General features: G+C 49.9%; 1 protein-coding gene. It reads left to right on the top strand.

All coding sequences use genetic code 11. The features are described 5' to 3' along the window. Positions 1 to 256: 256 nt before the first annotated feature. A complete protein-coding gene (locus tag FGF66_RS12290; RefSeq protein ID WP_139457927.1) occupies positions 257 to 1,747 on the top strand; it encodes an ATP-binding protein in 1,491 nt (496 codons plus the stop codon). The last annotated feature ends 50 nt before the right edge of the window (positions 1,748 to 1,797 follow it).

Genomic DNA, 1,797 nt, shown 5'->3' with positions numbered 1-1,797 from the left:
TTCTTTCTGGTCATAGTTTTGCTCCTTGTTTCATGAGTGGAATCTATGACCGTTTACACACTTTATCTCACTGACCCAGCAGCAATCATCCGACTCAAAAGTTCAACGTGTCTATGCGGTTTTTAACAGTCTCGACGAGTTTACCAGAAAGATTGCCGCGCCTGTTGCTGATTTGCAGAAACTTCTCGAACCGCAAAACGTAGAACCTCCTCAATCCACACCGGCCCCCACGACTCACCAAACGTATCGCGGGCACGTGATTCCTGCACCTCCGGCGTTTTATGCTGAACCGGATTATATCGGTTCGCACAAGTTTGTCGGGCGCGAGGCGCAGTTGCAGGAGTTGGATGATTGGGCGAAGGCGGCTGATCCGACCAATCTGCTTTTGTACGAAGCGATTGGCGGCAATGGCAAGAGTATGCTGACGTGGGAGTGGGCGACGAACCATGCGACGACGGTTCGTTCCGATTGGGCGGGGCGGTTCTGGTATTCGTTTTACGAGCGAGGTGCGGTGATGGCGGATTTCTGCCGCCGGGCGCTGGCGTACATGACCGGCAGGCCGATGGAGGAGCTGGAAAAGAAGAAAACGCCGGAGCTTGCCGATGACCTCCTCGCCCGCTTGCACGAGCGTCCGTGGCTGCTCATCCTCGACGGACTGGAGCGCGTGCTGGTCGCCTACCATCGCATCGACGCCGCCGAAGTGCCGGACGAAGAGGCAAACGCTCCGACCGACAAAATACTGAACCGCAACCCGTGCGACGCCATCCGCGAGGAGGACAGCGACCTGTTGCGCCGACTTGCCGCCGCCGCGCCGTCGAAAATTCTCGTCAGTTCGCGCCTCATCCCGCGGGCGTTTCTCAATCCCTCCAGCCAGGCAATTCCAGGAGCCAAACGCATCACGCTTCCCGGCCTGCGCCCTGCTGATGCTGAACTGCTTTTTCGTTCATGCGGCATTATCGGCGACTCAGAAAAAATTCAGGAGTACCTTTCACAGAACTGCGACAACCACCCGCTTATTATCGGCGTGCTCGCAGGCTTAATCACCAACTATCTGCCAGACCGAGGAAACTTCGATACATGGGTTGCCGATACGTCTTCTAAAGGTGGAGCATATCTTGACTTGGCAAAACTCGATCTTATCCAGAGAAGAAATCATATTCTCAGAGCGGCATTCGAAGCATTATCGGATAAAAGCCGAGAATTACTGTCTACTCTTGCGCTCATTTCTTCGTCGGTCGATTATGAAACACTGAGTGCATTCAATCCTCATATGCCTCCAGAACCAGAAAGGGTTGAAAAACCAGAACACCCAGAAAAATGCAAAGATTGGGAATCAATGGGACACTGGCAAAAAGTAGGTGCAAAAGAGAAATATAAAGCCGACCAATATCGCAGAAGAAAATTTGAGCAATCGTTTTTAATCTGGGAGAAATCAGCGTCAACTCCTGAGGCATTAGAAAAATTATCTACAACCGTAAGAGATATTGAACTTCGCGGTCTGATACAATACGATAGTTATTTGCGACGGTATCACCTGCATCCCGTAGTCCGCGGAGTAACTGTTGGATTCATGAAAACAGAGGAAACTAACAAATATGGGCTACGCGTTGTGGATCACTTTTCATCAGTTCCTCATCCACCTTATGAAAAGGCTAAAAATCTTGAAGATGTAGCTTCGAGACTACATGTCATAAAAATCTTGCTAAAACTTGAAAGATATAGGGCATCTCTAAAAAGTCAGTACTGACATAAGGTATTGAAATCTATCGATTTAACTGAAATATCCATATCTTGACG

The organism is Chlorobaculum thiosulfatiphilum, from assembly GCF_006265165.1.
GTDB lineage: Bacteria > Bacteroidota > Chlorobiia > Chlorobiales > Chlorobiaceae > Chlorobaculum > Chlorobaculum thiosulfatiphilum.
Note: the sequence above shows the minus strand (reverse complement) of the source record. Positions and strands in the feature narration are given on the sequence as shown.